At 66.5% G+C, this 20,803-nt stretch carries 21 protein-coding genes; 10 read left to right on the plus strand and 11 right to left on the minus strand.

Annotated elements, in window-relative coordinates; genetic code table 11:
- Position 1 precedes the first annotated feature (1 nt).
- The 8 genes from gspN to gspG all read right to left on the minus strand — a co-directional run bounded on the left by gspN (position 2) and on the right by gspG (position 5,677).
- Positions 2-811, minus strand: coding sequence for a type II secretion system protein N (gspN, locus tag BM133_RS24255; RefSeq protein ID WP_093439537.1), 810 nt, complete (start codon positions 809-811; stop codon positions 2-4).
- 10 nt (positions 812-821) lie between these two features.
- Entirely contained in the window at positions 822-1,358 is a 537-nt protein-coding gene (gene gspM, locus BM133_RS24260) for a type II secretion system protein GspM (RefSeq protein WP_093439540.1), read from the minus strand.
- The gene (gspL, locus tag BM133_RS24265; RefSeq protein ID WP_093439542.1) at positions 1,355-2,566 is read right to left on the minus strand and encodes a type II secretion system protein GspL; all 1,212 of its coding nucleotides are present in this window, start codon (positions 2,564-2,566) and stop codon (positions 1,355-1,357) included. Before gspL ends, gspM begins: the two co-directional genes overlap by 4 nt.
- A gap of 128 nt (positions 2,567-2,694) precedes the next feature.
- Positions 2,695-3,711 carry a type II secretion system minor pseudopilin GspK gene (gene gspK, locus BM133_RS24270; RefSeq protein ID WP_093440366.1) on the minus strand — a complete coding sequence of 339 codons (1,017 nt, stop codon included), beginning with the start codon at positions 3,709-3,711 and terminating at the stop codon, positions 2,695-2,697.
- 20 nt (positions 3,712-3,731) lie between these two features.
- On the minus strand, positions 3,732-4,418 hold the full coding sequence (locus BM133_RS24275; RefSeq protein ID WP_093439545.1) for a PulJ/GspJ family protein: 687 nt from the start codon (positions 4,416-4,418) through the stop codon (positions 3,732-3,734).
- Positions 4,418-4,792, minus strand: a complete 375-nt coding sequence (gene gspI, locus BM133_RS24280; RefSeq protein ID WP_093439547.1) for a type II secretion system minor pseudopilin GspI — start codon at positions 4,790-4,792, stop codon at positions 4,418-4,420. Before gspI ends, BM133_RS24275 begins: the two co-directional genes overlap by 1 nt.
- Positions 4,789-5,262 (minus strand): prepilin-type N-terminal cleavage/methylation domain-containing protein, encoded by a 474-nt coding sequence (locus tag BM133_RS24285; RefSeq protein ID WP_093439550.1) that lies wholly within the window; start codon positions 5,260-5,262, stop codon positions 4,789-4,791. The genes gspI and BM133_RS24285 overlap by 4 nt, the downstream gene beginning before the upstream one ends.
- Positions 5,237-5,677, minus strand: coding sequence for a type II secretion system major pseudopilin GspG (gspG, locus tag BM133_RS24290; protein ID WP_013539627.1), 441 nt, complete (start codon positions 5,675-5,677; stop codon positions 5,237-5,239). The genes BM133_RS24285 and gspG overlap by 26 nt, the downstream gene beginning before the upstream one ends.
- 49 nt (positions 5,678-5,726) lie before the next feature.
- On the opposite strand from gspG, the gene BM133_RS24295 reads away from it, so the two are divergent.
- Positions 5,727-6,350, plus strand: a complete 624-nt coding sequence (locus tag BM133_RS24295) for a type II secretion system protein N (protein WP_093439552.1) — start codon at positions 5,727-5,729, stop codon at positions 6,348-6,350.
- 71 nt (positions 6,351-6,421) lie between these two features.
- On the opposite strand, the gene ilvA is transcribed toward BM133_RS24295, so the two are convergent.
- Positions 6,422-8,038, minus strand: a complete 1,617-nt coding sequence (ilvA, locus tag BM133_RS24300) for a threonine ammonia-lyase, biosynthetic (RefSeq protein WP_093439555.1) — start codon at positions 8,036-8,038, stop codon at positions 6,422-6,424.
- Between the two features lie 50 nt (positions 8,039-8,088).
- Here ilvA and BM133_RS24305 point away from each other — a divergent pair, with 50 nt between their 5' ends.
- Positions 8,089-9,219: a hypothetical protein gene (locus BM133_RS24305; RefSeq protein ID WP_093439558.1), complete on the plus strand. Its 1,131-nt coding sequence runs from the start codon at positions 8,089-8,091 to the stop codon at positions 9,217-9,219.
- 90 nt (positions 9,220-9,309) lie between these two features.
- On the opposite strand, the gene BM133_RS24310 is transcribed toward BM133_RS24305, so the two are convergent.
- Positions 9,310-10,548: a porin gene (locus BM133_RS24310; RefSeq protein ID WP_093439560.1), complete on the minus strand. Its 1,239-nt coding sequence runs from the start codon at positions 10,546-10,548 to the stop codon at positions 9,310-9,312.
- A gap of 280 nt (positions 10,549-10,828) precedes the next feature.
- Here BM133_RS24310 and BM133_RS24315 point away from each other — a divergent pair, with 280 nt between their 5' ends.
- Positions 10,829-11,278, plus strand: a complete 450-nt coding sequence (locus BM133_RS24315; protein WP_093439563.1) for an OsmC family protein — start codon at positions 10,829-10,831, stop codon at positions 11,276-11,278.
- Positions 11,279-11,296: 18 nt separating this feature from the next.
- Here the strand turns inward: BM133_RS24315 and coq7 are convergent, their stop codons facing one another.
- Positions 11,297-11,926 carry a 2-polyprenyl-3-methyl-6-methoxy-1,4-benzoquinone monooxygenase gene (coq7, locus tag BM133_RS24320; RefSeq protein ID WP_093439566.1) on the minus strand — a complete coding sequence of 210 codons (630 nt, stop codon included), beginning with the start codon at positions 11,924-11,926 and terminating at the stop codon, positions 11,297-11,299.
- A 281-nt stretch (positions 11,927-12,207) separates the two neighbouring features.
- On the opposite strand from coq7, the gene BM133_RS24325 reads away from it, so the two are divergent.
- From BM133_RS24325 to BM133_RS24355, 7 genes are all read left to right on the plus strand, one after another.
- A complete protein-coding gene (locus tag BM133_RS24325) occupies positions 12,208-13,482 on the plus strand; it encodes a porin (RefSeq protein ID WP_093439568.1) in 1,275 nt (424 codons plus the stop codon).
- A gap of 193 nt (positions 13,483-13,675) precedes the next feature.
- A complete protein-coding gene (locus BM133_RS24330; RefSeq protein ID WP_093439571.1) occupies positions 13,676-14,656 on the plus strand; it encodes an ABC transporter permease in 981 nt (326 codons plus the stop codon).
- Between the two features lie 2 nt (positions 14,657-14,658).
- On the plus strand, positions 14,659-15,921 hold the full coding sequence (locus tag BM133_RS24335) for a M20 aminoacylase family protein (protein ID WP_093439574.1): 1,263 nt from the start codon (positions 14,659-14,661) through the stop codon (positions 15,919-15,921).
- Between the two features lie 31 nt (positions 15,922-15,952).
- The gene (locus BM133_RS24340) at positions 15,953-17,533 is read left to right on the plus strand and encodes an ABC transporter substrate-binding protein (RefSeq protein WP_093439576.1); all 1,581 of its coding nucleotides are present in this window, start codon (positions 15,953-15,955) and stop codon (positions 17,531-17,533) included.
- A gap of 165 nt (positions 17,534-17,698) precedes the next feature.
- The gene (locus tag BM133_RS24345; RefSeq protein WP_093439579.1) at positions 17,699-18,610 is read left to right on the plus strand and encodes an ABC transporter permease; all 912 of its coding nucleotides are present in this window, start codon (positions 17,699-17,701) and stop codon (positions 18,608-18,610) included.
- Between the two features lie 21 nt (positions 18,611-18,631).
- Positions 18,632-19,702: an ABC transporter ATP-binding protein gene (locus BM133_RS24350; RefSeq protein WP_093439581.1), complete on the plus strand. Its 1,071-nt coding sequence runs from the start codon at positions 18,632-18,634 to the stop codon at positions 19,700-19,702.
- Positions 19,699-20,727 carry an ABC transporter ATP-binding protein gene (locus tag BM133_RS24355; RefSeq protein WP_093439584.1) on the plus strand — a complete coding sequence of 343 codons (1,029 nt, stop codon included), beginning with the start codon at positions 19,699-19,701 and terminating at the stop codon, positions 20,725-20,727. The genes BM133_RS24350 and BM133_RS24355 overlap by 4 nt, the downstream gene beginning before the upstream one ends.
- Positions 20,728-20,803 lie beyond the last annotated feature (76 nt).

Here is a 20,803-nt window from a genome sequence, read left to right on the forward strand (position 1 = left end):
GTCAACCCAGGGTGATGATCGAACGTGCGTTGTCGCGTCGTCCGATGATGTTCAACAAATTGGAAAGAGCGTCTTCGCGGCCGGCCGCGGCACTGGCTTCGCCGTTGAAGCGGAAAGCGGTGCCGCTCCAGCTGCCGCTGCCGTTCAGCTGCAGGCTGCCTTCGCGCGTGCTCAGCAGCAGCGTGGGGCTGTTGCCGCCTTCGAGCGAGAGCCGGTAGCTGCCCATCGGCTTGAGGGTCGACAGGCTGGAGGAAACATCGGTGGCATCCAGCGTGGCCTGGCCCGCGATGCGGAGCACCGGGCCCTCCCACTGCAGCGAGAAGGCCTTGGTGGAGAGGTCGAGCGCGCCGTCGAGCTTGAGCGTGTTCCACGGCGCGCCCAGGCCCGTGAGCATCGTGGCGGGCCAGCGCGAGCGGCCGTCCTGCCAGTCGACCTTCACGCCGTTGCCGCGCGGGCTGGCCTTGAGTTCGAGCGGGCGGGGCGCGCAGCAGGGCAGGTCGAGCGAGGCGAAGACGCCGCTGAAGCCCGGCCGCAGACGCCAGTGCAGGAGGCCGGGCAGCGAGATGGCCTGCGCGCTGCCGGAGCCGCTGGCGAACACCACGGCGGCCGCGCCGTTCCAGACCGTGCCGCGCGGATTGACCAGCAGCAGCCGGCCCTGGCTCCAACTGGACAGCGCCGAGGCGAGCCAGCGCGCGGGTGCGAACAGCACCACCGCGAGCGCCGCACCGATCACGATGCCGACGAGGGCCCAGCGCCAGCCGCGTCGCGGCCTGGGCTCCGAGAGCGAGGAGAGGGGGGCGCGCGTCACCATGCCGGGCTGTTCATCGGGGGGCGGGCAGTGCCATGACGACGGTGCCCTCCCAGCGGACCTGCGGGAGCTGCGGGGCGTCCTTGCTGCCCGGCGCCGGCGGAGTGGCGGGGGCGCGTGTCAGGTGCACTTCGCGCGGCACCGCATGGGCGTTGCCGCGCGCCTGCGCGAGCCACTGGGCGACCGTGCTGGCGGGCGTGGCGCGCAGCGTGACGGTGGCGCCATCGCCGCCGGCCGTCATGAGCTGCGCGTTGTTGACGCCCAAGCCCTCGCGCACCGAGGTCTCCAGCGAGCGCAGCGCGTCGTCGCGGGCGAGCCGGGGCTGCGACTGCAGCGCCTTCGCGCGGTTCTGCAAGGTGGTCATCTGCTGCAATTGCGCATCGAGCTGCGCGTGTTCGGCCGGTGCCGCGGCCAGCGTGCGCAACGCGGGAGCGAGCGCAACCCACCAGAGCAAGACGAGGGCCACGAGCGCGATGGCCGCGCCGACCATCTGGCGCTCGCGCATCGCGAGGGCGGCCCAGCGGGCCTTGAGTTGTTCGCTGAAGTTCATCGGGTGGCCTCGGCCTGCACGAGCAGCAGGTCGCCCTCGGTGCGCACGTTGTAGCCGCGCGGCGCCATCGCGCCGGTGATCTGCGAGACCTCCGACGGCTGCAGCCCGAGGCCGCGCAGGCGCAGCTGGCCGCCGCTGTAGTCGACGGCCGAAGGCGTGCGGCCGGGCGGAAGGTTGGTGGCGAGCGCGCCGACCATGGGTTCGAAATCCGTCGCGGCCACGTCGCCCACGGCCTGCTGCAGCGCCGCGACTTCGCGCGTCATCTGCAGTTGCGGGTCGATCACGATCTTCACCGAGGGAAAGGTCTGCGTGAGGACGGTCTTGGCGGCTTGCCGCTTGGACTCGAGCGCATTGCGCTCCTTCCAGGCCCAGGCATTGAGGCCGATGAGCTGGGTCAGCAGCAGCACGACGACGCCCCAGCGTGCGGCGCGCCATTCGGGTGCGTAGCGCAGCGTCTGCAGCACGGAGGCGAATTTCTTGCCGGCGCGCGCGCGGCCCGTTGCGGCAAGGTCGAACTGCGCGAGCTCCCACGGCGTGCGCGCGGCGTTGAGCCAGCGCTGCGGCGCCTGCACGATCGGCACGCGGCGCTCCAGCAGGTGCTCGGCCGCCTCGGCGACCGCGGGTTCGGTGGTGATGACGGCGGTGTCCAGCGGCAGGCCGCCCGACAGCGCGAGCCCGGCACCGGCCAGCGGCAGCGAGACCACGCCGTCGGCATCGCTCACGGTGAGCTGCGGGGCCTCGGGCTCGCCGGTGATCTGCAGCAGCGGCGGGCCATCGGCCGTCTGCGGTGCGAATTCGGGGACGATGCGCACGACGCGGCGCCCGGCCGCTTCGAGCCCCTGCACGATGCTGCGCAGCCAGATGCGGTTGCAGGCCGCCACCCACACCGGCCCGCCGGCCTTCGCGTCGGGTTCGAGCGCGAAGTGCAGGGCCTCGGGGTCGTCGAGCAGGTGCTCTTCGAGCAGGCCGTCGAGCACGGCGCGCAGCTTCGAGGCGCTGCCCATGCTGCCCTTGGGCAGCGTGACGCGGTGCCACGACAGCGCCGCCGAAGGAATGCCCAGCGTGACTTCGCTGCCCGAGGGCAGGAGCGCCAGCAGCGCGCGGCCCTGGTTGCGCAATGCAATGCCGTCGTCGCCGGCCTGGGCCCAGTCGTACTCACCCGCGGCGTCGGCCGGAGGGAGGGGGGCAATGAGCAGCAGCGGGGTCATGGAGGGGTGTCGGAAAAGCCGGTGATTGTAGGAGGGCGTCTGACAGTCGATTGCTATTATTTAAATAGCGTAGTTGACAGATGTGACGGGCGTTATAAGGCTTTTTGATCAATATATGTAAGCAACACTCAGGGTTTGACCGGAGTGGTTGTTGCGCCGGCGCCGCGGGTGCGCCAGACCGTCGTCACCGTGACACCGTTGCGCTGCAGGAGCGAGTGCTCTTCGACCCATGTGCGGTCCAGGCGCAGGCGCCCGTAGACCTCGAAGTACTGGGTGCCCACGCCGTGCTGGGCCGCGTTGAAGCGGGAGCCGCCGCTGGGCAGGCCGGCGTTGGCCTCGTCGATGGTCTTGAAATAGGAGCGGGTGCGCTTTTCCACCAGCTGCCGCGCGCTGGCGATCGGCAGGTTTTCCATGCTGGCGCTGATGGCCTCGGCACTCGCGGTGTTGAGATTCAGGGTGGTCTTCACCGGCAGGATCGTCACGTAGGGCTCGATGGCCGCGGCGGTCGAGGGCGAGAGCCCGAGCCACACCAGCTGCGAGACCTCCTGCGGCATCAATGGCGCGTTGCCCGCATCGCCGCCGCCGGAGGCCTCGTCGGTGCCGGTGGACAGCGCTCTGGCGAGCCCGGTCGTCATCTGGGCGAGCTCCGAGGCCGGCAGGCCCAGCAGGTTGAAGAGCCGGGTGAAGGTGGCGACGCTCGCCGGCACCGGCTTGCCCGCGTCGACCAGCGACAGCACGTTGAGCTTGGACTGGGCATCGACGATGCGGCCCGAAAGAAAGGCGTCGGGCAGGCCCTCGAGGTTGTCGCTCGCCACGTTCTTCTCGGCCGAAAGGAAGCTGGTGAGCCGCGCCTCTTCGAGCGGCACGGCCCACGGCTCGCCCAGGTGGTCGGGCCCGCCGGCGCGGCCGTCTTCGGCGAGGATCAGCCGCGACCAGTCGAGCGCACCGATCAGCACCCAGGCCGCCTGCACGCGCGCGCGCTCGGCGCCTTCGACTTCGGCTGCACGCCATTGCTGCCACAGCGCGGCCGCGGAGAAGGTGGCCACGAGCATCACCGTCAGCATCGCGGCGAGCAGTGCGGCGCCGGACTGGCGGCGTGCACCGCGTGCACCGCCTGCACCGTGTGTACCGCGTGCACGGCGCATGAATGCAGGCGCGCGTTTCGTCATGACCGCGCCCCCCCCACGATCGGCTTGACCCAGTCGCGCGTGAGCGTGCCCGACAGCCCATCGCCCGGCGGCAGGCTGATCACCAGGCGCACGCCATCGGGCATGTTGACGATCGGGCCCACGGGGCTGGCGGGGTTGGCCGGATTGGCCGGCGCCGTGGGCAGCGAGCCCGCGGGCGTCCAGGTGTTGTCGCGGAAGTAATAGAGCTGCCAGCCGGTGGCGGGCATCAGCACCACGTCGTTGTAGCCGCCGGCCTGGGTGCCGCCGTCCTGCGCCCAGGAGGCCGCGAGGTTCCAGGCCTGCTGCCATTCGCCGCGCGTGGTGAAGGCCTGCGACTGCCAGCGCTGCCAGCGCGGGCCCTCGGTGCCGGGCCTGAGGGTCCAGGCCACCACCTGCATGCTGGGCGCCATCGGATCGCTGCCGCGGCGCGTGAGCCGCAGCACGTTGCCGTCCCAGTCGATGGGGCGGGTCTGCGCGATCGAGGTCACCGCGTCGAGGTCGGCGCCCCATTGGGCGAGCGTGGCCTGCAGGGTCAGGATGGCGTCGGCGCGCTGCTGGTTCTGCGTGGTGGCGCGCGACATGCTGTCCAGGCCGCGCCAGCTCACGAGCGAGAGGAGCGCCATCACCGAGATGGCCACGAGCAGCTCGATCAGCGTGAAGCCGCGCGACGTCTTCGTCTTCATCAGAAGCGCCCCACCACGGTCGAGATGCGCAGGATCGGCGAATCGCCTTCGTCGTGCACCTGCACGTCCACGCGCCGGAAGTTCGGATTGAGCGTGGGCACGGTCGAGGTCGTCACGTTGAACGAGGCGCCGGCCTGCACGCAGATGGAGCCCGAGTCGCCCACGGCCGGCATCTGCCGTGCGAGGCGGGCCTTGGCGAGTTCGTTCTCGGCGCACAGTTCGGCCAGCACCAGGTCGGACTGGCGCTGCGCGTTGCGCGTGAGCGACATGGTGGCCTGCGAGCCCGCGGCCAGCGCGAGCGCGACGATGCCCAGCGCGATCAGCACTTCGATCAGCGTGAAACCGCTGCAGGCCGACATGCGCCGCAGCCTCATGGCACGGGGAAGACGGTGAAGGGGCGCAGCCCGTCGGTGGCGATGCGCAATGCGCGCGCGGGTGGGCCGGCCGAATAGAGCGTGATCTGCTGCGCCGCGATGATCGGATCGGGCCCCAGTTGCAGCACGGGAACCAGCGTGCCGTTGCCGAGCGCGGCCTGGGCGGTGATGCCTTCGGCGACCCATCCGCTGGGGATCGCATCGGCCGGGAGGCCATCGAAGACGAAGCTGCCTTCGACAGGGCGCCACCGCACCGCGACGCCGCTGGCCCGCGACTGGGCGCGGGCGGATTCGAGGAGGGCGGCGAGCCGGTCGGCTTCGCGGTCGAGCTTGGCAGCGCTGCTGTCGCGCATGGCAAAACTCACGCTGGCGGTGGCGATCGCGATGATCGCGATCACGATGATCAGCTCGAGCAGCGTGAAGCCGCGCGCCGTGGCGTTGCCGCTATTGCCAGCTGCCGATGTCGGCATTCTTGCCCTCGCCGCCGTTCTGTCCATCGGCGCCGAACGAGAGCACGTCGATTTCGCCCTTGATGCCCGGGTTCATGTATTGGTAGGGGTGGCCCCAGGGATCGTTGGGCAGCTTCTCGACGTAGGGCTTCCAGTTCGGGGCGGCCGGGCCCACGGTGGGGCGCGTGAGCAGCGACTGCAGGCCCTGCTCGGCGGTCGGGTAGCGCTGGTTGTCCAGGCGGTAGAGCTTGAGCGCCTGCATCAGGTTGTTGATGTCGGTGCGGGCGGCCGTCACGCGGGCGTCGTCGGCACGCTCGATCACGTTCGGCACGATCAGCGCGGCGAGCACGCCGATGATGACCAGCACCACCATCAGTTCGATCAGCGTGAAGCCGCGCTGGGCGGTGCGGGAAGCGGCACGAAGGAATTTGTTCATAGGTTGGGCGACATGATTCGGAAAGCGCGCTGCATGATAATCCGCGCCCATGACAAGTCCTTACTCCGCCGCCCGCTGGCATGCCCCACTTGCAACAACGGGGCTTTGGGCGCTGGCCGCCGGCGCTGCGGTGTTCTGGGCCTTGCGCCTGTCCTCGCCGGCCGATGCCGTGGCTGCGGCGGCCGCGATGCCGCGACCCTCGGTCACGGCGGATGCCGAGGCGGTCGGGCGCTTGCTCGGCGTGGTGTCCGCACAGACCGCTGCGCCTGCAGCCCCCGAGGCGGCCAGCCGCTTCGCGCTGGTGGGCGTGGTGGCCGATCCGTCGAACCAGGGTGCGGCACTGATCGCCATCGACGGCAAGCCGCCCAAGCCATTCCGCGTCGGCTCGCGCGTTGGCGACAACTACGTGCTGCAGTCGGTGGGCGTGCGTGCGGCAACGCTCGGTGCGCAGGTCGACGGACCACCAGCCTTCACGCTGCAACTGCCGGTGCGCGCGCCGATCAGCGTGGGGCTGCCGCCGCCGATCTCCGGTGTGTCGCCCGCGCCGGTGCCGGCACAGCGGTCGGCTGGGGTGTTGCCGTCCACCATGCCTGCCGTGGTGATGCCGCCCCCGACGCCGCAGCCCGAGACGGCGCAACAACAACAGCCGCAAGGGCAGGCGTCGGCGCAATAGCGCGATGCGCGAATGAATAAAAAAAGCCGGCTGCGTGCCGGCTTTTTTCATGGCTTTGCGAGGGGCGCGCCTCAGGCTTGCAGGAACAGCCGGTAGGCCGGATTGGCCGTCTCCTCGACGTAGGGGTAGCCCAGGTTCTCGAGGAACGCATCGAAGGCCGCGGCGTCGCCGGCCGGCACCTGCAGCCCGACCAGGATGCGGCCGTAGTCGGCGCCCTGGTTGCGGTAGTGGAAGAGGCTGATGTTCCAGTTCGGCCGCATCAGGCTCAGGAACTTGAGCAGCGCGCCGGGACGCTCGGGGAACACGAAGCGCATCAGGCGCTCGTCGTGCGCCAGGCCGGTGCGCCCGCCGACCAGGTGCCGCAGATGCTCCTTGGCGAGCTCGTCGTGCGTGAGGTCCAGCGCATCGAAGCCGTGGTCGATGAAGCTCTGGGCGATGGTGGCCGATTCGCCGCGCGCCGACGTCGTGAGGCCGACGAACACGTGCGCCGTGGCCGCGTCGCTGATGCGGTAGTTGAACTCGGTCACGTTGCGCAGCGCGCCGCCGGTCGATCCGGATTCCTTGGCGTCGCTCGCAGGCAGTTCGCCGACCAGTTCGCAGAAGCGGCGGAAGCTGCCGCGCTCCTCGGGAATCGTGACGGCGAAGAGCGCCTCGCGCTCCTCGCCGACCTCGGCGCGTTCGGCCACGAAGCGCAGCCGGTCGAAGTTCATGTTGGCACCGCAGAGGATGGCCGCGTAGGTTTCGCCGTGGCGGCCATGTCCGGCCACGTACTGCTTGATCGCCGCCACGGCCAGCGCGCCTGCGGGCTCCACGATGCTGCGCGTGTCGACGAAGACGTCCTTGATGGCGGCGCAGACCGCGTCGGTATCGACAGCGATGTATTCGTCGACCAGTTCGCTGGCGATGCGAAAGGTTTCCTCGCCGACCAGCTTGACGGCGGTGCCGTCGGAGAACAGGCCCACGTCGGGCAGGTTCACGCGCTGGCGGGCCGCGACCGATTGCATCATCGCGTCGGAGTCGTTCATCTGCACGCCGATCACCTTGATCTCTGGACGCACGGCCTTGATGTAGTTGGCCACGCCGGAGATCAGTCCGCCGCCGCCGATCGCGACGAAGACCGCGTCGAGCGGACCTTGGTGCTGCCGCAGGATTTCCATGGCAATGGTGCCCTGGCCTGCAATGACGTCCGGATCATCGAAGGGGTGGACGAATGTCAGGCCCTGCTGCTTTTGCAATTCGAGCGCGTGCAGATAAGCATCGGAATAGCTGTCGCCATGCAGAACGATTTCGCCGCCGAATCCGCGCACGGCATCGATCTTCAATCGGGGCGTGGTCACCGGCATGACGATCACCGCGCGCGTGCCGAGCTTTCGTGCGCCGAGCGCAACGCCTTGCGCGTGATTGCCGGCCGAGGCGCAGATCACACCGCTTGCCAATTGCGCAGCACTCAAATGCGCCATCTTGTTATATGCACCGCGCAATTTGAAGCTGAACACGGGTTGCTGGTCTTCGCGCTTGAGCAGCACGGTGTTGCCGAGCCGCTCGCTGAGCGCGCGCGCTTTCTCTAACGCCGACTCGACAGCAACGTCGTACACGCGGGCGTTGAGAATTTTTCTGAGATAGTCAGCGGGCGTTAATTGCGCCGGTACAGGTGCAATGCGCACAGTTTTTTCCAGGGGAGTTTTCATTTGATTACCGACGATGATAAGAGGCATCGGGATTGCTTGCGAGAAATGACATGGACACAAATGTCATAAACCTCTTCAGTCGCGTGCCGGCAGCCAATGATTCCGGTTTTTTTGAGCGCACTTTCCCCGCGGTTCATGCACCCGCCAATCAAATTACGTTCGAACCAAATTTGTTATCAATATTTGTCAGTGACCTTTCGACGGGACTGATGCAAGCCGAGGCAGCGCGCGTTCAGCGAGGAGAAATAGGACGTGCGACATGGCAGGTAATGGGCAACAGATTGCGTGCGCACATCGTTCCGTTGCTCGGTGCCTTGCCCGCTCATGCGTTCGCTACGCCCGATGCGCAGCGGCTCATCGATCACCTCGGCGAACAGGGCTTCACCAGTACGACGATTGCGCAGTACCTGGTGCTGCTGCGAAAGGTGGTGATGCACGGTGTGCACACCGGTGTACTGCGCGAAGCGCCGCTGTTTCCCAAAGTGAAGGTGCGCAGCCAGCCGCGCGGAAGCTTCAGTGTTTCGGAGTACCGCAAGATCGTTTCGGCTGCACGCAGCCTGCGCGGAATCTCGCATCCGGTGCTCGATGAGTTGGGCGCAGGCGACCGGTTCTGGATTGCGCGCGATCTTCTGGTGATGCCCGACGAGCTGCCTTGGCTGATCCGCTGGATGGTGAACACCTTTGTTCGTCCGAGCGACATCAAGCTCATGAAGCACAAGCACATCGAGGTCGTGCGGGGAAAGCACGTCTACCTGCGGATGAACCTGCCGGAAACCAAGCGGCACAGCCAGCCGATCGTGAGCTTGCGGCCGGCCGTGCGTGTGTATGAATGTCTGCTTGCCTATCGCCGCGAACGTGGTGCTGGCGAATCGAACGACTATCTGTTTCTGCCTCATTTGAAGAATCGCGAACACGCCCTTGCGGTGCTCAATTTCTTCTTTCATTGGGTGCTCGAGATGACGCGGCTCGACAAGGGGCCGCTGGGTCAATCGAGGACGCTGTATTGCCTGCGCCATACCGCGATCACGTTGCGGCTTTTGTACGGACAAGGCATCGACATGTTGACCTTGGCGCGTAATGCGCGAACGAGCGTCAACATGATCGAACGCTTCTACGCATCGGTGCTGAGCGGAGAAATGAATGTGGGGCTGCTGCAAAGCAGACGCGGCCGGATGAGCTGAAAAAGGAAAAAAAGCCGCCCAGCTTGAACTGGGCGACTTGGGGTGTTGTTGATTCGAACTGGCGAGAGCCAGCATCGGGATCAATTTCGGTCAGAACGCGTGGCGGATGCCGAAGTCGTAGCCTGTCGAGGTCTTCGGTGTGAAGACACCGCCTGCGGCGCTATAGAAGGCCGGGCCGCCCACGGTCAGCGCCGCGCCGTTCTTGTTGCTCACGCGAGCTGCCGTCGCGTACAGGGCCGTGCGCTTGGACAGGTTGTGCACATAGCCGATAGCCAACTTGTTGGCCTTCGGATCGGCCGCGCGCGGCGTGAAAAAGGTTGCAGGGCTGTTGTAGTCGTACTTCACGGCCGAGTAGGAAGCGCGGATCAAACCTGCGCCGACCGGCACGGTCACGCCAATGAGATAGCCCTTCAGGTCGACGTCCGGACGGACCCCGCTGAGTGGCTGGTTCTCGTAGTCACGCGAGTTCTTGGCTCGCGACAGTTCGCCGAAGAGCTTCGCGGGACCGAAGTCATACGAGGCGCCGAGGTTGAACGTCTTGACCGAATCGGTCGTGCCCGCGTAGTACTGATCGCCCACGGTGCTGTTGCCATAGGCCAGCGCCAGGTCGAGCGGGCCGTTCGCGTAGCCGAAGCGGCCGCCGATGTATCGGCCTGCGCGGCTCTTCGAGGTCAGGCTGTCTTTCGGGGTGAAATTGCCATTGCTGTATTTGTCGTTCTCGTGGAACGCGTACATCACCTGGCCGTAGAACCCACCCAGGTTCGGGGGCAGGAAGTAGCCGATCGAATTGCTCGCGCGATCGTAGTTCTGATTGCCGCCAAAGCCGCCGGTATCCTTGGCGCCACCGGTGTCGACGTTGAAGCCGTTGGCCGTGTTGATCAGGTTGCTGCCGACGCCGTTGGTGCCGAACGGATCGAACACGGTGTCGTTCCAGAACGTCGGGGTGTAGTCGCGACCCAGGCGAGCCTCGCCGAAGGCACCCGACAGGCTCACGGTCGAACGGCGCTTGAATGACGCGACGCCGGTTGCGCCGTCATCGTTGCTGATTGGTGCTTCGAGCCAGAAGCTGGCCGCCAGGCCACCACCCAGGTCTTCCGTGCCGCGGAAACCCAGGCGGCTGGAGTTGTAGCCGGAATTGGCCAGAGCCCTGCGGCTGACTTTGACGCTGCCCTTGTTCGTGTAAGTGTCGACGCCGAAGGGGTTCGGCAGGACGGTGGACTTCAGGTCACGCGAGGTGGCCGAATAGCCGCTGATCGACGCGTCGACCACACCGAACAGAGTGACGGACGACTGAGCCGAGGCAACACCGGCAACAGCCAGGGCAGCCAGAGCAGTTGCCCTTTCGGAGCGAAAACTAGAGTGGTGCGTCGGCCTTGGGGCCGGGCCCGGAAAGAAAAAAGCCCCGAGTTTTGCAACTCGGGGCTAAATCCACCAATTGGAAGGGTGGAGGAGACAACTGTGGGCGCAAACGTATGCGCGATGAAATAAAGTATATCGACTGTTTGTTGCGTTGCAACAAGCGAGTGGTGCTTTTCTCACACAAATTTCCCACACAAATCGATGCCACCGTGCGTTTTTGCCGGGCATCCCGACTGGAATCGGAAGAATCATGGAATGCACAGTAAGTTGGACCGGCGACGCGGGAACGCGTTCGGCCATGGGCTTTGTCGCCGAAACGGGCAGCGGCCACGTCCTGATGATGGATGGCGCGCCTGATGCGGCCAAGCCAGAGAACGGTGGCCAGAACCTCGCGGCCAGGCCGATGGAAACGGTGCTTGCGGGGACGGGCGGCTGCACTGCCTACGATGTCGTGCTGATATTGAAGAGGGGCCGCCATCGCGTCGAGCGCTGCAGCGTCAAGCTGACCAGCGAGCGAGCGGAAAAGGACCCCAAGGTCTTTACCAAGATCCACATGCATTTCACCGTGGCCGGCAAGGGAATCCCGGCCTCCGCAGTGGAGCGCGCGATCGCGCTGAGCCACGAAACCTATTGCTCGGCCAGCATCATGCTGGCGAAGACCGCCGAGATCACCACCAGTTTCGACATCGTCGAAACCTGAGGCAGCGCGCTTGCGCCTCTAGATGCGGTGCGCCAGGGTGGTCATCACGCGAGAGGCCAGGCGCATCAGTGCCTTGACCGGAGCCGGGAGTTCTGCGGCGCCCGCGTCGATGGCTTGCGCCGCATGGCGCGCTTCGTCGAGTTTCATCTGCTCGACCACGGCCCTGGAAGCGCTGTCTGCCGGCGGAAGCCGGTCCAGGTGGCTGTCGAGATGGGCTTCCACCTGACGCTCGGTTTCCGCGACGAAACCCAGGCTCAGGGGGTCCCCCAGGCGTCCGGCGACAAGGCCGAGGCCGAAAGCGCCGGCATACCAGAGCGGATTCAGCAGCGACGGCCGAGCGCCCAGTTCGTCCAGGCGCTGCCGGGTCCAGGCCAGATGATCGGTCTCCTCATGCGCGGCTTCAACGAATTGGGCGCGCAGGGCCGGATCGCGCGCCACGGCGGCCTGGGCGGTGTAAAGCGCCTGCGCGCAGACTTCCCCGACATGGTTGACTCGCATCAACGCGCCGGCATCGCGGCGCTGTTGTTCGTCCATTTCGCCGGGCGCCTGGGTCGGGACGGGCCTGGGCCGGGTTGCGTGAGGACGGGCAAAAAGGGTGCGCAATGCCGCATCTGCGGCGGTCAGGACGGGGTCTAGCAAGAGCGACATGCACCTATTTGACAGCACCTCGACAGGGCTGCAAAAAGTTACGGTTTTGTTCCGCATTGTGGTGTGGCGGACGGGCTAAGTCCTTTGTTGCAGGACTGCAACGAAACGCCGTGGCCATCCGAGATTTCGGGCGATTTGTTTTGCCCTGCTGCAGCGGCTCTGGTGCAATAGCAACAACTTCCCAAAAGGAGGTTGGCCCGGGGTCCGGTGGGAGCACAAAGTGCCAGTCACGGTGAGCCCTTCGCACCGGAGCCCTATGTTTAACCTTGGAGAAACTTGCAATGAAAAAATCTCTAGTTGCTCTGGCTGCCCTGGCTGTTGCCGGTGTTGCCTCGGCTCAGTCGTCCGTCACTCTGTTCGGTGTGGTCGACGCGTCGATCAGCGGCTATTCGGCCACCTCGCGTGACCTGAACGGTGCTACGTTCCTGAACCCGTTCTACGTGAACAAGGGCAGCATCAAGGCAAGCCGTCGTGAACTGGCTAATTCGGGCTACAACTCCAGCCGTCTGGGCTTCCGTGGTACGGAAGACCTCGGTGGTGGCCTGGCAGCCAGCTTCTGGCTCGAAGCCCCGATCACCAATGACGACGGCCAAGGCGGTGTTTCGACGTTCGCTCGTCGTTCGACCGTGAGCCTGTCGGGTGGTTTCGGTGAAATTCGCCTGGGTCGTGACTACTCCGCCACGTTCTGGAACGACACCGTGTTCGATCCGTTCGGCACCAACGGCGTTGGCACCAACCTGGTCTTCACGGCTTCGTCGAGCTTCGCAGCTTTCAACGGCTACGGCGCTGCAAAGTCGACGCTGGTGAACACGCCCCAGATCACGGACGTCGGTGGCAGCAACTACACCCGCACCAGCAACAGCGTCGCCTACTTCCTGCCGCCGAACCTGGGTGGTTTCTACGGCCAAGTGCAGTACTCGTTCAGCGAAAAGACCAAGTACAGCCCTGGCACCGCTACGCCTGATGTCGCGAACAACTCGCGCACCGGTCGTTACGTTGGTGGCCGCTTCGGCTACGCGAACGGTCCTCTGGACATCGCCGCCGCTTACGGCAGCAGCACCGTTGGTGACCAGTTCTACGTCGGCACGACCAACAAGGTCAACACCTTCAACCTCGGCGCTTCGTACGACTTCGGTCCTGTGAAGCTCTTCGGTGAAGTGTCGCGCTCGAAGAACAAGCTGGACTACGAAACCGAACCCTTCCTGGGCGGCCGTCCTGACATCGACCTGACCGGTTACCTGCTCGGCGTGACCGTGCCGGTCGGTGCTGGCTTGATCCGCGCTTCGTACTCGGCTGTCAAGTACGACGAGAACCTCGCTGCAGACCCGCTCAACCCGTTCGCAGCGATCCCCGCCGACAAGAAGGCCAACAAGCTGGCAATCGGCTACGTGCACAACCTGTCGAAGCGCACGGCTCTGTACGCAACGATCGCTCGCGTGAGCAACAAGAACGGTGCAGCTCTGACCACGGGCGCTGGCCCTGCCTTCGTGACCACCGGCGGCCTGACCCCGAAGACCGCTACCGGCTACGACTTCGGTATCCGTCACGCTTTCTGATTTGACGCTGGCGTAAGCCAGCTTCGAAGCTAAAAGCTCAAAAGCCACTCGACGCAAGTCGAGTGGCTTTTTTCGTTTTGGCGCTACAAAGAACAGAGTGTTGGCAACGGGCACCATGTGTGTGCACCCCCGGGGAACCACCGTGCGGGCACGTACCTTGCACTGCTAGCATGCCCGATCACTTTGTTTGCTAATGATTGCCTTTGTACTGCGCCGCCTGATCCAGGCCGTGATCGTGATGATCGCGGTCGCGTTCATTGCCTTCCTCTTGTTTCAATACGTCGGCGACCCCGTCGTCTTCCTGCTGGGTCAGGATGCCAAGCCCGAGCAGATCCGTGAAATGCGCGCCGCCTTGGGGCTCGACCGGCCCTTCTTCGTGCAGTTCTGGCACTTTCTCGTCAATGCATCGCAGGGCGAGTTCGGCCTGAGCCTGCGCCAGGGCGCCAAGGTGTCGCGCCTGATCGGCGAACGGTTCCCGGCCACGCTGGAGCTTGCCCTCGTCGCGGCCGTGCTGGCTCTCTTCATCGGCATCCCGATGGGCGTCTACACCGCCCTGCGCCGTGGCACCTTCATGAGCCAGGTGTTCATGACCGTGTCGCTGCTCGGCGTGTCGCTGCCCACTTTCCTGATCGGCATCCTGCTGATCCTCGTCTTCGCGGTCACGCTGGGCTGGTTCCCGAGCTTCGGCCGAGGCGACACCGTGAAGTTCGGCTGGTGGACCAGCGGCCTCTTCAGCGCCGACGGCTGGCACCACATCGTGCTGCCGGCGGTGACGCTCGCGATCTTCCAGCTCACGCTGATCATGCGGCTGGTGCGCGCCGAGATGCTCGAGGTGCTGCGCACCGACTACATCAAGTTCGCGCGCGCACGGGGCCTGTCGAACCGCGCCATCCATTTCGGCCATGCGCTCAAGAACACGCTGGTGCCGGTGATGACCATCACCGGCCTGCAGCTGGGCGGCCTGATCGCCTTCGCCATCATCACCGAGTCGGTCTTCCAGTGGCCGGGCATGGGCCTGCTGTTCATCCAGGCCGTGACCTTCGCCGATGTTCCGGTGATGGCGGCGTACCTGTGCCTCATCGCCTTGATCTTCGTCGTGATCAACCTCGTGGTCGACCTGCTGTACTTCGTGGTCGATCCGCGTCTGCGCGTCGGCAAGGCCGGAGGGCATTGAACATGACGGCATCGGCTCCGCGCCTCACCGCATCCGGAAGGGCTTTCGCGCACATCGCGCGCTTCTATCCCGAGATCACGGCCTTTCGCCGCGACCTGCATGCGCACCCCGAACTCGGCTTCGAAGAGGTCTACACCGCCGGCCGCGTGCGCGAGGCGCTGCGCGCCTGCGGCGTCGACGAGATCCACGAAGGCATCGGCAAGACCGGCGTGGTCGGCGTGATCCGCGGCAAGTCCACCGCCAGCGGCCGCATGATCGGCCTGCGCGCCGACATGGACGCCCTCCCCATGCGCGAGGACAACGATTTCGGCTGGCGCTCCGCCAACGACGGCCTCATGCACGGCTGCGGCCACGACGGCCACACCACCATGCTGGTCGGCGCCGCGCGCTACCTGGCCGAGACGCGCGACTTCGACGGCACCGCCGTGCTGATCTTCCAGCCCGGCGAGGAAGGCTTCGCCGGCGCGCGCGTGATGATCGAGGACGGCCTCTTCGACCGCTTCCCGGTCAACGCCGTCTACGCGATGCACAACTGGCCCGCGATGCCCGCCGGCACCGTGGGCATCAACCGCGGGGCGATGATGGCCGCGGCCGACCGCATCACCATCCAGATCAAGGGCAAGGGCGGCCACGGCGCGCATGCCTACCAGACCATCGACCCGGTGGTGGTCGCCGCGCACATCATCACCGCGGCGCAGACCATCGTGTCGCGCAACGTGCGTCCCATCGACGCGGCCGTCGTCAGCATCTGCGCCGTGCAGGCGGGCGACCTCGGCGCGATGAGCGTGATCCCGGGCGAGGCCACGCTGGTCGGCACGGTGCGCACCTTCAGCGCGCGGGTGCAGGCCCAGGTCGAGCAGCGCCTGACCGAGCTGTGCACGGCGATCGCTGGCGGCTTCGGCGCCACCGCCACCATCAGGTACGAGCGCATCTACCCGGCCACCATCAACACCGCCCCCGAGGCGATGTTCGCGGCCGACGTGGCCGAGTCGCTGGTCGGTGCCAAGAACGTCGATCGCAGCATGGAGCCCAGCATGGGCGCCGAGGACTTTTCCTTCATGCTGCAGAAAAAGGCGGGTGCCTACCTGCGCATCGGCCAGGACGTGCGCGAAGGCGCCTTCCTGCACAACAGCCGCTACGACTTCAACGACGAGATCCTGCCGCTGGGCGCCGCGCTGCATGCGGGCCTCATCGAGCAGGGCATGCCGCTTGCCGCTACCCGCAGCACGCAGCCAGGGAAAGCAGCCGCCACCGCGGCATCGTGATGTGTTCGATTTCAACCCGAGGAGTGTCCCCATGAGTTTCAAGAAAAAAGTGGCCGCGGCCGCCGCCGTGTGTGCCCTTGGCGCCGTCAGCCTGGTCGCGAGCGCGCAGACCATCCGGATCGCGAACCAGGGCGATGCGCTGTCGCTCGATCCGCACTCGCTCAACGAGTCGCTGCAATTGAGCGTCACCGCCAACGTCTATGAAACCCTCGTGGGGCGCAACAAGGACCTGAGCCTCGCGCCGCTCCTGGCCACCAGCTGGAAACAGACCTCGCCCAACGTCTGGCGCTTCGAACTGCGCAAGGGCGTGGTGTTCCATGACGGCACGCCGTTCACCGCCGACGACGTGGTGTTCAGCTTCGCGCGCGCCCAGGGCGACGGCTCCGACATGCGCGCCACGCTGAGCGACATCAAGGCCGTGCGCAAGGTGGGCGACCTCGCCATCGAGATCGAGACCAACGGCCCCTTCCCGATCCTGCCCGACGTGATCTCGCTCACCATGATCATGAGCAAGAAGTGGTGCGAGGAAAACCAGGCCACCAAGCCCGTGGACCGCCGCAAGGGCATCGAGAACACCGCCTCGTTCAAGGCCAACGGCACCGGCCCGTTCCGCGTGCGCGAGCGCCAGCCGAACGTGCGCACCGTGTTCACGCGCAACGGCACCTACTGGGGCAAGATCGAAGGCAACGCGCAAGAGATCGTCTTCACGCCCATCGCCAACCCCGCCACCCGCGTGGCCGCACTGGTGTCCGGCGAAGTCGACGTGATGGAGCCGGTGCCCGTGCAGGACATCGCCCGCATCAACGCGGCGCCCACGGCCCGCGTCATCACCGGCCCCGAGCTGCGCACCATCTTCCTGGGCATGGACCAGAAGCGCGACGAGCTGCTGTACTCCAACATCAAGGGCAAGAACCCGTTCAAGGACAAGCGCGTTCGCCAGGCCTTCTACCAGGCCATCGACATCGCCGGCATCCAGCGCACCGTGATGCGCGGCGCCTCGCGGCCCACGGGCCTTCTGGTCGGCCCCGGCATCAACGGCTGGACCGCCGAGCAGGACAAGCGCCTGCCCTACGACGTCGAAGCAGCCAAGAAGCTCATGGCCGAAGCCGGCTACCCGAGCGGCTTCGAAGTGACGATGAACTGCCCGAACGACCGCTACGTGAACGACGGCCAGATCTGCCAGAGCGTGGCCGCCAACCTCGCGCGCATCAACGTCAAGATCAACCTGGCCGCCGAGACCAAGGGCACCTACTTCCCCAAGATCCTGCGCCGCGACACCAGCTTCTACATGCTGGGCTGGACCCCGACCACCTACGACGCGCACAACGCGCTGAGCTCGCTGACCGCCTGCCCGGACGACAAGGGCACGGGCCAGTTCAACCTGGGCGCGTACTGCAATCCCAAGCTGGACGAGCTGACCAAGAAGATCCAGTCCGAGACCGACAAGACCAAGCGCAACGAGCTCATCAAGGAAGCCTTCAAGCTGCACGCGGACGACATCGGCACGCTGCCCCTGCACCAGCAGTCGCTGGCGTGGGGCGTGAGCAAGAAGGTCGAGCTGGTGCAACTGGCCGACAACTTCATGTACTTCAAGTGGATGAGCATCAAGTGATTTCCCCGGCCGCTCCCCGGGCGGCCTGATGGCCCGACCATGGGCCCGCTTCTTGCGGGCCCATTCCTTTTGCTCCGCGATGAAAAATAACCCCCACGCTCCCCTTGCTGCGCAAGGTCCGCTGCCCTCCGAGGAAGCCGCTTCTCATCTTGGGGCGGCCCGGCGATGAAAAAAACTTTGGCCCGCTGGCTCGACAGCGATGTCGGCTACAGCTTCCGCACCTCGCCCGTGGCGATGGTGGCGGCACTGATCGCGCTGGCCTGCCTGTTCTGCGCGGCGTTCGCCGGATGGGTGTCGCCGCACAACCCCTTCGACCTCGCGACGCTCGAACTCGGCGACGCCCGTCTCCCGCCCGCGTGGAGCGCGGAGGGTTCCTCCAAATACCTGCTCGGCACCGACGACCAGGGCCGCGACATCCTCTCGGCCGTCATCTACGGCGCGCGCATCTCGATGATCGTGGGCGTCGTCTCGGTCGTGCTCTCGGTCGTCGTCGGCGTGGTGTTCGGCCTCCTGGCAGGTTTTCTCGGCGGCTGGCTCGATTCGTTCCTCATGCGCGTGTGCGACGTGATGCTGTCGTTCCCGCCCATCCTGGTCGCGCTGCTCATCGCCGGCGTCGGCCGCGCGCTCTTTCCCGGCGCGCACGAGTCGCTCGCGTTCGGCGTGCTCATCATCTCGATCTCGCTCACGGGCTGGGTGCAGTACGCGCGCACGGTGCGCGGCTCCACGCTGGTGGAGCGCAACAAGGAATACGTGCAGGCCGCGCGCGTCACCGGCGTCGCGCCGATCCGCATCATGCTGCGCCACGTGCTGCCCAACGTGATGGGGCCGGTGATGGTGCTGGCCACCATCCAGGTCGCGACCGCGATCATCACCGAGGCCACGCTCTCGTTCCTGGGCGTGGGCGTGCCGCCGACCTCGCCCTCGCTGGGCACGCTCATCAGCATCGGCAACCAGTACCTGTTCTCGGGCGAATGGTGGATCACGGTGTTCCCGGGCCTGATGCTGGTGCTCATTGCACTCAGCGTGAACCTGCTCGGTGACTGGCTGCGCGACGCGCTCAATCCGCGCCTGCGCTGAAGAGAAAAGGAGAACGCCACCATGACGCTGCTCCAGGTCCAGGACCTCGTCGTCGAATTTCCGCATCGCCGCGGCACGCTGCGCGCGATCGACCGCATTTCCTTCGACATCGCGCCCGGGGAAATCCTCGGCGTGGTGGGCGAATCGGGCGCCGGCAAGTCGCTCACGGGCGCGGCCATCATCGGGCTGCTCGAACCGCCGGGCCGCGTGGCCAGCGGCCAGATCCTGCTGGAGGGCCAGCGCATCGACAACCTGAGTTTCGATGCGATGCGCCCCATCCGCGGCCGCAAGATCGGCGCGATCTTCCAGGACCCGCTGACCTCGCTGAACCCGCTCTACACCGTGGGCCGGCAACTCATCGAGACCATCCGCGCGCACCTGCCCGTGAACGAATCGGAAGCCCGCAAGCGCGCCATCGGCCTCTTGCAGGACACCGGCATTCCCGCCGCCGAGCAGCGCATCGACCACTTCCCGCACCAGTTCTCGGGCGGCATGCGGCAGCGCGTGGTGATTGCGCTGGCGCTCGCGGCCGAGCCCAAGCTCATCGTGGCCGACGAGCCGACCACCGCGCTGGACGTGTCGATCCAGGCGCAGATCATTCAGCTCCTCAAGCGCATCTGCAAGGAGCGCGGCGCGGCCGTGATGCTGATCACGCACGACATGGGCGTGATCGCCGAGACCTGCGACCGCGTGGCCGTGATGTACGCGGGCCGCGTCGCCGAGATCGGCCCGGTGCACGAGGTGATCCACCAGCCCGCGCACCCCTACACCTCGGGCCTGATGGCCTCGATTCCGGACATGGCGAGCGACCGCGAACGGCTCAACCAGATCGACGGCGCGATGCCGCGCCTGAACGCCATTCCGACGGGCTGCGCCTACAACCCGCGCTGCCCGCGCACCTTCGCGCGCTGCCTCACGGAGCGGCCCGAACTGCTGCACGCGGGCGCCACGCGCGCGGCCTGCTGGCTGCACGATGCGGCCGACCCGCACGCCGGCCAGGCCGAGATCGCGGCAAGGCATCACGACGCCCTGGCGGCCGGCGAACGCGCCACGCCCGAAGCGGCCGAACCCATCGCGGAGGTGACGCGATGAACGCCGTGATCGAACCCCGCAAGGAAACAACCGGCGAGCCCCTGGTCGTCGCGCACGACCTGGCACGCACCTTCGACGTTTCGCCGCCCTGGCTCAACCGCGTGCTCGAGCGCAAGCCGCGCGTGCTGCTGCATGCGGTGGACGGCGTGAGCTTTTCGATCGAGCGCGGCAAGACGCTCGCGCTGGTCGGCGAATCGGGCTGCGGCAAAAGCACCGTCGCGCGCCTCCTGGTCGGCCTCTACGCGCCCACGCGCGGCGGCCTGCAGTTCGACGGGCAGGACGCGCACGCCGCATTCAAGACCCCCGAAGGCCGCAAGCTGCGCCGCCGCATCCAGATGATCTTCCAGGACCCCTACGCGAGCCTGAACCCGCGCTGGATCGTGGAAGACATCATCGGCGAGCCGCTGCGCGAGCACGGCATCCTGAGCGGCAAGGCCGAACTGCGCGAGCGCGTGGGCGAACTGCTCAAGTCGGTCGGCCTCTCGCCGCTGGACATGAGCAAGTACCCGCACCAGTTCTCGGGCGGCCAGCGCCAGCGCATCTCGATCGCGCGCGCGCTCGCCACGCAGCCCGAGTTCCTGGTGTGCGACGAGCCCACCTCCGCGCTGGACGTGAGCGTGCAGGCGCAGGTGCTCAACATCATGAAGGATCTGCAGCGCGAGCAGGGCCTGACCTACCTCTTCATCTCGCACAACCTCGCTGTGGTGCGCCACGTGGCCGACCAGGTCGGCGTGATGTACCTGGGCCGCCTGGTAGAGGTGGCGGACAAGCAGAAGCTCTTTGCCGATCCGCAGCATCCGTACACCCGCATGCTGCTGGACGCGATTCCGCAGATGAAGCACACGGGGCGCCAGCGCACGCCGGTGCAGGGCGAGGTGCCGAATCCGCTGAACCCGCCGACGGGGTGTGCCTTCCATCCACGCTGTCCGCATGCCAATGCGCGCTGCTCCGCGGAGCGGCCGAAGCTGCTGGGCATCCAGGGCGTGCAGGTGGCCTGCCACGCGGTGGAGGAAGGGCGCATCTAGCACCTGGCCCTAATCCGGGTCGGCGCCGCGTGTTCGGCTTTCGATCTATAACCCCTTGGTGCTTTCGTAAAAATCA

Origin of the sequence: Variovorax sp. 770b2, from assembly GCF_900115685.1 — a bacterium.
Lineage (GTDB): Bacteria > Pseudomonadota > Gammaproteobacteria > Burkholderiales > Burkholderiaceae_C > Variovorax.

Bases quoted from the DNA above. Each gene is read 5' to 3' on its own strand.
- BM133_RS24315 (WP_093439563.1), top strand. From the start codon at position 10,829: ATGGAATGCACAGTAAGTTGGACCGGCGACGCGGGAACGCGTTCGGCC.
- BM133_RS24340 (WP_093439576.1), top strand. From the start codon at position 15,953: ATGAGTTTCAAGAAAAAAGTGGCCGCGGCCGCCGCCGTGTGTGCCCTT.
- gspL (WP_093439542.1), bottom strand. From the start codon at position 2,566: ATGACCCCGCTGCTGCTCATTGCCCCCCTCCCTCCGGCCGACGCCGCG.
- ilvA (WP_093439555.1), bottom strand. From the start codon at position 8,038: ATGAAAACTCCCCTGGAAAAAACTGTGCGCATTGCACCTGTACCGGCG.
- BM133_RS24350 (WP_093439581.1), top strand. From the start codon at position 18,632: ATGACGCTGCTCCAGGTCCAGGACCTCGTCGTCGAATTTCCGCATCGC.
- BM133_RS24275 (WP_093439545.1), bottom strand. From the start codon at position 4,418: ATGAAGACGAAGACGTCGCGCGGCTTCACGCTGATCGAGCTGCTCGTG.
- gspM (WP_093439540.1), bottom strand. From the start codon at position 1,358: ATGAACTTCAGCGAACAACTCAAGGCCCGCTGGGCCGCCCTCGCGATG.
- BM133_RS24355 (WP_093439584.1), top strand. From the start codon at position 19,699: ATGAACGCCGTGATCGAACCCCGCAAGGAAACAACCGGCGAGCCCCTG.
- BM133_RS24295 (WP_093439552.1), top strand. From the start codon at position 5,727: ATGACAAGTCCTTACTCCGCCGCCCGCTGGCATGCCCCACTTGCAACA.
- gspN (WP_093439537.1), bottom strand. From the start codon at position 811: ATGGTGACGCGCGCCCCCCTCTCCTCGCTCTCGGAGCCCAGGCCGCGA.
- BM133_RS24335 (WP_093439574.1), top strand. From the start codon at position 14,659: ATGACGGCATCGGCTCCGCGCCTCACCGCATCCGGAAGGGCTTTCGCG.
- BM133_RS24325 (WP_093439568.1), top strand. From the start codon at position 12,208: ATGAAAAAATCTCTAGTTGCTCTGGCTGCCCTGGCTGTTGCCGGTGTT.
- BM133_RS24345 (WP_093439579.1), top strand. From the start codon at position 17,699: ATGAAAAAAACTTTGGCCCGCTGGCTCGACAGCGATGTCGGCTACAGC.
- BM133_RS24285 (WP_093439550.1), bottom strand. From the start codon at position 5,262: ATGCCGACATCGGCAGCTGGCAATAGCGGCAACGCCACGGCGCGCGGC.
- coq7 (WP_093439566.1), bottom strand. From the start codon at position 11,926: ATGTCGCTCTTGCTAGACCCCGTCCTGACCGCCGCAGATGCGGCATTG.
- gspG (WP_013539627.1), bottom strand. From the start codon at position 5,677: ATGAACAAATTCCTTCGTGCCGCTTCCCGCACCGCCCAGCGCGGCTTC.
- BM133_RS24330 (WP_093439571.1), top strand. From the start codon at position 13,676: ATGATTGCCTTTGTACTGCGCCGCCTGATCCAGGCCGTGATCGTGATG.
- gspK (WP_093440366.1), bottom strand. From the start codon at position 3,711: ATGCGCCGTGCACGCGGTACACACGGTGCAGGCGGTGCACGCGGTGCA.
- BM133_RS24305 (WP_093439558.1), top strand. From the start codon at position 8,089: ATGGACACAAATGTCATAAACCTCTTCAGTCGCGTGCCGGCAGCCAAT.
- gspI (WP_093439547.1), bottom strand. From the start codon at position 4,792: ATGAGGCTGCGGCGCATGTCGGCCTGCAGCGGTTTCACGCTGATCGAA.